We start from the raw sequence: 9,375 nt of genomic DNA, 5'->3' as shown, positions 1-9,375 counted from the left end.
TTTGTGAAATAGTTCACTCCGGTGAGCTCGGCGTACCTGTATATCGCACACCGCAATAAACGGAATTAAATCTACCAACCAGGGTGAATGAATGAAGCAGCTCCAGCGTCTAGTCCTTGCGACTTCCGTACTGACCGTGATCTTGACCGGCTGCGACTCGAATTCCGATTCCATCGCCGAAGTGAACGGCCAGCCCGTCACCCAGGCTCAGTTCGACGCCTACCTCAAGTTCAAGCGCGTGCCCACCCAGAATACGCAGTTGGTGAATCGCGAACTGGATGATTATCTGGAGCGCGAAGGCCTAGCCGGGCAGATTGAGGAGCAGAAGCTGCTTCCTGCGGAACAAGTGGAGGCCGAGGTCGCCGAGTTCCGTAAGCAGATGCTGATCGGTCGCTATTTCGAAGAATTCCTCAAGGAACGGGTAACCGACGAGGCAGTACGTAACTACTACGCGACCAACCCTGACCAATTCCAGGCCAAGAAGATTCATGTCGCTCACATCCTGGTACGCACCAACCCTGGCCTGAGTGAAACCGAGCGTCAGGCGTTGCTGACCAAGGCCAGCGCTATCTATACCAAGGCCAATTCCCAGGAAGACTTCACGGCTCTTGCCAAGGAGTACTCGGAAGATCAGCTCTCCGCCCAGCATGGCGGCGACCTCGGTTGGCTGCAGGAAGGCGCGATCGATCCAGCCTTCAGTACCCGCATTTTCGCCATGAAAGCAGGGGAGTTGTCCGAGCCTATCGTCACGCCATTCGGCTTCCATATCGTCAAGGTGCTCGAAGGCCCGCAGGTGATCAAGCAGCCGTTCGAAAGCGTGGCTGGCGATATTCGCTACCGCTTGCGCCAGGAAGCCAAAGCGGCCGAACTGGAACGCCTCAAGGCGGCAGCGAAGATCGAGAAGAAAGATCAGCCTGAGGCTGCAGCCAAGGTCGACGCCGACAACGCTGAGAAGCCAGGTGATAACCGTGCAGCCAGTTAAGTTTGCCGGGGCTGCCTTGGCGCTTGCGGTGCTACTGGTAGGTTGCAAGGACGACAGCAAGCAAGCGCTGAACGACGTGCCAGTGGAGCCTTCGGCCACGCTGGTGACGGTCGACGAGACACCAATTACTCGGGCGCAGTTGGAGTTGGCCATCGAGCGAACGCTCGGTGAGTCAGCGCCGTTGTTCGCCAACGACGAGGTTGAGCGCAAGATTCTTGAAAGCTTGGTGAGCAGCCGGGCTATGGCGCTACTGGCTGAACGTGAACTTGATGCCAGTGAGCTTCAACAGCTGGACCTGAAAGCCCAGGCCTATCGGGAGGAGTTGCTGGTGCGGCACTACCTGGAGGCGCATGCCGACCCTGAGCCGGTTACCGCGGAGCAGGTTGCTGATTACTACAGCCGACATCAGGACGAGTTCGGCGGTGGTGTAGAGAAAAGCTTCGAGATCATTGCCAGCGATCAGGAGCTCGAGCCGGCGCAACGCGCTGAGCTGATCACCTTGCTTAGCAGCTCGCAGGTCCAAGGTAAGGACTGGCAAAAGCTGGTGGCCGACTGGCGCCAAGCAGGCAAGCCTTTGCAGTACCGGCAGAGTCGCCTGAAGCTGGAAATGCTGGAACAGCCGCTGCGCAGCCTGGTAGAGCCGACCTCCGCTGGCAACATTGCTCCGCTGTACGTAGACGGCCAACTGATGCTGGTACGTGTCACCGGCGAACATCAGCTACCAGCCAAACCGCTGTCGGAAGTGAGCGGGACTATTCGTGAAAAACTGGCCCCCCAAGCGCTCAAACAGGTGGTTAAAAACCTGAGCGGCGAAGCGTTGAAGGCAGTGGAAGTGCAGTACAGCTCGCGTTAGACGGGTGCAAGACCAGGGCCGCGCATTTAGCCGGCAACAATCAGGGACGACGGCAGGGCTGGGGCGAACATTATGGGGATGCGGGTGGGCAAGCACGCGGGCGAGCGGCTGCTTATAGGGCTGCTGTGCCTGATTGCGGGTGTGGCACAGGCGGCCGAGTCCTGCCAGGCAGTGTTCAGCTCTGGCCTGCAAACCCACGGCAATGGTGGTATTACCTTTCAGTGGGCAAGCCAACTGACGGACAGCCCAAGTCCGGCACTCGTTACCCTGCGGGTACAGAATGCGTTCGGCTCGCCCAGTTGTGGCGGCCAGAATTGCACCGCAAGCGGCGTAGCCGCGGCGGATCTAGGCAGCTTGAAATTCCCCGCTATCAATGGCCAGCACGATCTGCGTCTGGGCTATCTGGGTAATGGCGAAGTCGGTGGTAATGAGGTCAACCGATACCGTGCCATCGAGTTGGAAAGCGCATCCACTCTCAGTTTCAACCCTCGCCACCAGGCTTATTACATTGAGCGCCTGACCCTAGGTTATGGCGCAAGAGTAACCCTAGCGCCAGGTCGCTACTGGATCGGCCGGCTTGATATGGCAAGCAACTCTCAACTCCGCGTAGCCAGCGGTACTGCCCAAGTTATGGTGGGCAGTGCCTTGAGTTTGCCGTATCAGGCTGCAATCAATGCAGGGGACAACGGCAACGGTCGTCCTGAAGGACTACAGCTGTTCGTACGCGGCAACCTTTCCCAGGAGTCGGCTAGCGTCATCAATGGTTTGGTGTATGCCGAGGGTGCGTACAGTTCGGCTTTTGCCGCTCGCCTGACCGGGGCCGTCAATGCCCGGAGTGCTGAGATTGGCAGTGCTGCCCGGGTAGAAACCCGTATGGCCGCGATCAATAGCGCCAGCTGGAACAACCAGTGCCGGGAACGCGGTGATCTGGACGGCGACGGGATCCTCGATCTGTTCGACGACGACACCGATGGCGACGGCTACGACGACGAGCGCGAGCGCATTGCTGGCAGCAATCCGCTGGATGCCAAGAGCATCCCAGCAGTGGCGCCGCCGGCCCAGCAGCCAAACCTCTGTGTTGCCGCTTTTGCTGGGGGCCTGCAAACCCACGGCACTTCGGGCCGCATCAGCTTTGCCTTGAATGCACAGTTACGTGATGCCCCTTCAGCCTATCTAGCTACCAGACGGGTAGACAATGGCTTTGCGTCCAGTTTGCGCAGTTGTGGTACCCGGGACTGCCAGGCGAGCTTTACTCCCGCGCCTGTTCCTTCGTTGCAGGCCTTTCGCAACACCAGCAGCTCGTTCAAGCAGGAGGTCGGCTTTGCAGGCAACCTCAATCTGGATGGGAGCCGCAAAGAGTGGCAACGGCTCGTCCTCGGCGGCACTGCCAAGGCACGCTTCAGCGTTGCTGGCGAGTACCTGCTCAAGGAATTGGAGTTGGGGTACCGGGCTACTCTCGAGTTGAGTTCTGGCGATTACTGGATTGACCGTCTCACACTGGGCAGTGAAGCGAAGATCGTTCCGATCGGCACCGGTACCGTGCGTTTGCACGTACGTGGCAATCTTGAGTTGCCATGGCAGGCGATGATGAACGCCACAGCCTACGAGAAGCCGGGTGATGCCTCGCGGCTTCTGGTATTGGCTGAAGGCAATGTAGTCCTAGGCTCCAACTCCACCCTGGCTGGTTTTGTCTACGCCAAAGGCAATATCACTCAGCAGTATGCCTCGCGTCTTTACGGTGCTGCCGTGGGGAGCAACGTTACCCTCGATACGCTTGCGCGTGCGACTCACAACGCATCGCAGTTGAGTAAGGTCGACTTCGGCCTGCTTTGCGATTTGGACGGTGATGGCATCGGTGACAACACTGACCCGGATCGCGACGGCGACGGTATTTCCAACGAGTACGAGGAGCAGGTTGGTACCAATCCGGACGATCCCAATAGCGTACCGCCGGATATGGACAAGGACGGCATACCAGATGCACTGGACAGCGATCGCGATGGTGATGGTGTAGCCAACGACCAGGACGCTTTCCCGGACGATCCAAACGAATGGAAAGACCTTGACGGTGACGGTGTCGGTGATAACGCGGACCCGGACCGCGACGGCGACGGCATTTCCAATGACATCGAAGTTCAACTGGGCACTAACCCGGACGACAAGAACAGTGTGCCTGCCGACCTGGACAAAGACGGTGTTCCAGATGCATTGGACGATGACATCGACGGCGACGGCGTGCCCAACGAACAGGATGCCTTCCCCCGTGACCCAAGCGAAAGCCGCGATATGGATGGCGACGGCATCGGCGATAACGCTGATCTGGATCGCGATGGGGACGGCATCTCCAACGCCTATGAAGAACAGTTAGGTACCGACCCCAACGACAAGAACAGCGTGCCGCCTGATATGGATCGCGACGGCATTCCAGATGCCTTGGACTTCGACCGTGATGGTGACGGGGTGGACAACGACAAGGATGCGTTTCCCGATGACCCTGCCGAGTGGCGCGACCTGGATGGCGACGGAGTCGGTGATAACGCCGACCCGGATCGCGACGGCGATGGAATTTCCAATGAGTACGAAATCCAGGTCGGTACCAATCCTGACGACAGGAACAGCGTGCCCGCTGACCTGGACAGGGACGGCATTCCTGACGCCCTGGACGATGATCGCGACGGCGACGGTGTACCCAATGATCAGGATGCCTTCCCTGATGACCCAAGTGAGAGTCGTGATCTCGATGGAGATGGCATCGGTGACAATAAAGATGCTGACCGCGATGGCGACGGTATCTCCAACGACTACGAGATTCAGGTTGGCACCGATCCTGACGACAAGAACAGCGTGCCTGCGGATCTGGACAAGGACGGCATTCCCGACACCTTGGACGATGACCGCGACGGCGACGGTGTACCTAACGAGCAGGATGCCTTCCCGGATGATCCAGCCGAGAGCAAGGATCTGGACGGTGACGGTATAGGCGACAACGCCGATACCGATCGCGATGGCGACGGCATCTCGAATGAGTACGAAATTCAGGTCGGCACCGACCCGGACGACAAGAACAGTGTGCCTGCGGATCTGGACAAGGACGGCATTCCCGACACCCTGGACGATGATCGCGACGGCGATGGTGTGCTTAATGAGCAGGATGCCTTCCCGGATGATCCGGCTGAAAGCAAGGACCTAGACGGTGACGGTATTGGCGACAACGCCGATACCGATCGCGATGGCGATGGCATCTCTAACGATTATGAAATCCAGGTCGGTACTGATCCGGATGACAAGAACAGCGTACCGGCAGACCTCGACAAGGACGGTATCCCCGACAGCCTCGATAGTGATATCGATGGCGACGGCGTGCCTAACGAGATCGATGCCTTCCCGAATGACCCGAGCGAATCGAAGGACCTCGACGGCGACGGTATCGGAGACAACGCCGACCCAGATCGCGATGGCGACGGCATTTCCAACGATTATGAGATTCAGGTCGGCACCGACCCGAATGACAAAGCAAGTGTGCCGCCGGATATGGATCACGATGGTATTCCAGACAGCCTGGATAACGATCGTGATGGCGATGGCGTGCTCAATGTCGACGACGCGTTTCCGGATGACCCGAGCGAATGGCGCGACCTCGATGGCGACGGCATTGGTGACAACAAGGACACCGATCGTGACGGCGACGGCATTTCCAACGACTACGAAGTCCAGTTGGGGACCAACCCGGACGACAAGAACAGCGTGCCCGCGGACTTGGATAAAGACGGTATTCCTGATGCCCTGGACGATGACCGAGATGGCGACGGAGTGCCTAACGCCCAGGACGCGTTGCCGGATGACCCGACCGAATGGAAGGATCTTGATGGCGACGGCATTGGTGATAACAAGGACACCGACCGAGACGGTGATGGAATCTCCAACGACTACGAGATTCAGGTCGGCACCGACCCGGACGACAAGAGCAGCGTGCCGGCAGACCTCGATAAGGACGGTATTCCCGATAGCCTTGATGACGATCGTGATGGGGACGGCGTAGCCAATGACGTCGATGCGTTCCCGGATGACGCGACCGAGTGGAAAGACCTCGATGGCGACGGGGTCGGTGACAACAAGGACACCGACCGCGACGGCGATGGCATCTCCAACGATTACGAGATTCAGGTCGGCACCGATCCAGACGACAAAGACAGTGTGCCGGCAGACCTCGACAAGGACGGCATCCCCGATAGCCTGGATAGCGACCGTGATGGCGATGGTATTGCCAACGACGCAGATGCGTTCCCTGATGATTCTACTGAATGGAAGGATCTGGATGGAGACGGCATCGGTGACAACAAGGACGCTGATCGGGATGGCGACGGCATTTCCAACGACTACGAAGTGCAGGTCGGCACTAACCCGGATGACGCCAGTAGCGTGCCGCCGGATTTGGACAACGACGGCATCCCGGACAGCCTGGATAACGATATCGACGGTGATGGCGTAGCCAACGATGTCGACGCCTTTCCGCGCGACCCAAAAGAATGGAAAGACCTCGACGGTGATGGCATCGGCGATAACGCCGATCCGGACCGCGACGGTGATGGTATTTCCAACGACTACGAAACCCAGGTCGGTACCAATCCGGACGACAAGAACAGCGTACCGCCGGACTTGGACAAGGACGGCATCCCGGACAGTCTGGATAACGATATCGATGGCGACGGCGTTGCCAACGAGCAGGATGCCTTCCCACTCGACCCGACTGAGTGGAAGGATCTGGACGGTGATGGCATCGGCGATAACAAAGACACTGACCGCGATGGCGATGGTGTTAGTAACGATGATGAAATCGCTGCTGGCACCAACCCCGACGACGCGACCAGTTTCCCGGATCGTGTACCGCCGGAGCTGACCATCGAAGGCGCCGACAACGTCAGCGTTAGCGAAGACAGCATTACCCTTCGCGGTAGCGTCAGCGATGCCGGCGTGGGAGTGGCTCGTCTGGAGGTAGCCTCCGACCGCTTCGCCAGCAGCCGCTTTGCCGTCACCCTGCAAGGCACCAGCTGGAGTGCCAGCGTGCCGCTACTCGAAGGCCTCAACAAACTGACCCTGACCGCCTACGACAAGGTAGGCAATCAGGCCAGCCTGATGCGCAATGTCGAGCGCGTTACCGCAGCCAGCGATATCGGTCTGACCATCGCCTACCCAGTGGCCGGCGCCACCGTCAAAGACGCTGCCGTGGTCGTACGCGGCATGCTGCGCAGTGACAAGCCCGCGCAACGCATGGAGGTACTGGTCAACGGGCAGACGACGACATTGAGCGCGACTAGCCAGGTGACCGAGTTTGCCTTTCAATCGGCACCGGTAAACCTGCAGGTTGGCCCCAACGCCCTCACTGTCCAGGGCTGGATCGACCAGCGCAGCACGCAGCGCACCGTACAGGTCATCTATCAGCCGGAACAAACCACCTTCAAGCCGCCACGTTTCGACAGCCTCACGCCGGCCAATGGCAGCCTGCTGCCTGGCAATGGCTTCGTCCTGCGTGGCCAGGTGTACGCCGAGGCCGGGCTGGAAAGCGTCAGCCTCAATGGCCGCAACCTGGTACTGCGTGAATCCGGCACCCAGCTACTGGATCTCAAGGAGACGCTTGGCGTTCCAGTCGGCCAATCTGCATACAGCGTTGAGCTGTTGGCCCGCGATCGCAGCGGCCAGGAAACCCGCCAGCGTTTGAGTTGGAATCTCGATCAGACCGCACCTGTGATTCAGCTGGATGCACCGCTGGTCGAACTGCCAGCTGAGAACCGGGTGAGCGAGCAGCCATATCCGGTCAGAGGTACGCTCCGTGAAGCCAACCCAGGCAGCTTCCAGATCAACGGCAGCGATGTAACCCTGCAACCGGGCGCTACGGCTGGCGAATTCCGCTTCGCCACGAGCCTCAGTCTACCGCTGGGCAAAAGCGTCGAGCTGAGTCTCGAAGCCCGTGACCAGGCTGGCAACCAGACCCGCCAAGCCTACAGCCTGGAGTTGAGCAGCCAGGCGGCCATCAATTGGGTAATTCCCACGGAAGGCACTGAGTTGCTGAATCTCGGTGAGCTCATCAGCCTGCAAGTGGCCGCCCGTATCGAAGACCTTAGCGGCCAGCTCTACCCGCGTGCGTTGCTGCTCTCCACCAACGGCGACACCCTGGCCGATGCCGCTTTGACTGGCGACACCACACTCAAGAGCACCAACCTGCTGGTGCCCGCGCAAGCCGGCCAATACCGCCTGCTGGCCGTGCTGCAAAACAGCAGTGGGCAAGTAGTGGCGCAGAGCAGCCGCAGCATCACTGTGGTCACTCCCGAGCAGGTGCCGGTGGCCATCGAGCGTATCGAACCGGCCAGTGGCGAGCGTGCGGCCAACCCCAACGACTTCATCAGCCTGTACTTCAACCAGGCCATCGATATCAGCAAGCTGAAGCTCGAAGTCCACCAGAGCGCCCATGGCAAAACCTACGAGGACCGCGACGGTCTCGGCACCAGCGAGCTGCAGGCGCAGGGTTACCAGCTGGTTGACGTCAACTTCGATCACCAGCCAGTAGTTGGCAATCTGGCTGAGCTGCCCGGCAGTCAGGTCGTGGCCTTCTACCCAGAGAAAGACCTGGCCTACAACGCCGAAGTGTCGGTAGACGTGACATACGATGGTCAGGATCTGGCACGCATCCGCTACCGCGTCCGGCCGCTGCCGACGTTCATCAGCGGTGTAGTGATGGATCAGCTGCAGCAGCCGGTCGCGGGCGTCCAGGTACGTATCGATGAACTCAGTCGCAGTACGCAGACAAACCAGGACGGTGCTTTCAACTTCGGCTTCGGTGACAGCGCTGAGCAGAACATTCCTACCGGCCGCTATCGCCTGTCGCTGAATCCGGGCCAGGGGACAAGAGGTTACGGCAGCGACAGCCGTAATATCACCGTTCAAGGCGGCGTGCTTAACGAGATTGGCCAATTGCCGCTGGCTCAACTCAACACCACCTTGCCCTACGTTCCCGTGAAGGGCGGGAGCCAGTTGAGCTTGCTCGGCGGTGAGCTGAAGCTTGATCTCGGCAGCGCCACGCTGGAGTTCGCTGACGGCCGCCAGGACGGCGACCTGCATGCGCAGATGCTGCAGTTCAGTGAGCTGCCATACCCAGTTGACCCCATGGCGATGCCGTTCTGGATGTACGCCCTGCAACCGGCAGGCGTCAACGTGCGAGGCCCGATCAACGTCGACATTGCCGCCCTGAAACTGGCCGACAGTCATGACTACCTGCCGGAGAACGGCGCCTACGTTGTCATGGTCGGTCTCGACCGGACTGCTGGGCGCGTAGTGCCGGTGGGCGCCGGACAGATCGACAACCTGCGCATCCGCAGTAAAGGGCTGCTGGAGCCCGGCAACCTCGATCTGTTCGGCTTCGCGCTGGCCGGTATCGAGGCCCAGCCCGTGCTCCAGGCTTACGCCGAAGGAAAGATGAACCTGCGTCAGCTGCAAGCTGAGCTCTACCGTTTGAGTAAGAGCCGCTGAGGCGGCTCAAGGAATCACT

The 9,375-nt window shown here is 59.6% G+C and carries 3 protein-coding genes; all 3 read left to right on the top strand.

Features of this window, described 5'->3' with window-relative positions:
• Positions 1-91 precede the first annotated feature (91 nt).
• The 3 genes from BVH01_RS11440 to BVH01_RS11430 all read left to right on the top strand — a co-directional run bounded on the left by BVH01_RS11440 (position 92) and on the right by BVH01_RS11430 (position 9,356).
• On the top strand, positions 92-982 hold the full coding sequence (locus tag BVH01_RS11440) for a peptidylprolyl isomerase (protein ID WP_075930424.1): 891 nt from the start codon (positions 92-94) through the stop codon (positions 980-982).
• Complete coding sequence (locus BVH01_RS11435) at positions 969-1,835, top strand: peptidyl-prolyl cis-trans isomerase (protein WP_139317822.1); 867 nt, start codon at positions 969-971, stop codon at positions 1,833-1,835. The genes BVH01_RS11440 and BVH01_RS11435 overlap by 14 nt, the downstream gene beginning before the upstream one ends.
• A 645-nt stretch (positions 1,836-2,480) precedes the next feature.
• A complete protein-coding gene (locus BVH01_RS11430; protein ID WP_168177267.1) occupies positions 2,481-9,356 on the top strand; it encodes a thrombospondin type 3 repeat-containing protein in 6,876 nt (2,291 codons plus the stop codon).
• Positions 9,357-9,375: the final 19 nt, after the last annotated feature.

Source organism: Pseudomonas sp. PA1(2017), assembly GCF_001945375.1.
Classification (GTDB): Bacteria; Pseudomonadota; Gammaproteobacteria; order Pseudomonadales; family Pseudomonadaceae; genus Aquipseudomonas.
The sequence above is the reverse complement of the archived record's forward strand: the minus strand, read 5'-3'. Positions and strand labels throughout refer to the sequence as shown.

Coding starts and splice junctions, on each gene's coding strand:
- BVH01_RS11440 (WP_075930424.1), top strand. CDS start 92: ATGAAGCAGCTCCAGCGTCTAGTCCTTGCGACTTCCGTACTGACCGTG.